The organism is Cognatundibacterium luofuense, assembly GCF_018139685.1.
In the GTDB taxonomy this organism is placed as follows: domain Bacteria; phylum Pseudomonadota; class Gammaproteobacteria; order Burkholderiales; family Burkholderiaceae_D; genus Undibacterium; species Undibacterium luofuense.
Window position 1 is genome coordinate 1 of record NZ_JAGSPN010000231.1, and the last position, 393, is coordinate 393.

At 59.5% G+C, this 393-nt stretch carries 1 protein-coding gene; it reads right to left on the minus strand.

Annotated elements, in window-relative coordinates; translation table 11 throughout:
• Window positions 1-375 (minus strand): zinc-binding metallopeptidase family protein (locus tag KDM89_RS20170; protein WP_212689656.1); only part of this gene is annotated, 375 nt, incomplete at its 3' end.
• Window positions 376-393: the final 18 nt, after the last annotated feature.

The following is a 393-nucleotide window of genomic DNA, read 5'->3' on the forward strand; positions in this document are numbered from 1 at the left end:
GATCTTGCCGTGTACTTTGGCCGGATCGGTATTTTTTAAGTCTTGCAGGCTGGCGACGCGTACGATGTCGGCCTGCACGCCGCCCTCGGGTGTCGATACGCTGTGACCCAGCGCAGTGACCTGTAAGCGGTGTGGATAAGGACTGATCACACTGGCTAGTTCCGACAAACGCTGCCAGACCGGATACTGCACCGGCTCTTTCCAGACCTTGTCCAGCCCTAACGCACGCATTTTGGCTTCGGCCCAGGCCACCGCACGCAGATCGGCTTCGCTGCCAGCCAGGCGCGCCCCGACTTCGGTGGTCAGGCTTTCCAGAATTTCATAGCTGCGGTTATCGCTGAGTGCATGCTCGCGTATCCATGCCGCAGTTTGCATCTCTGCTTCGCTGAGCCG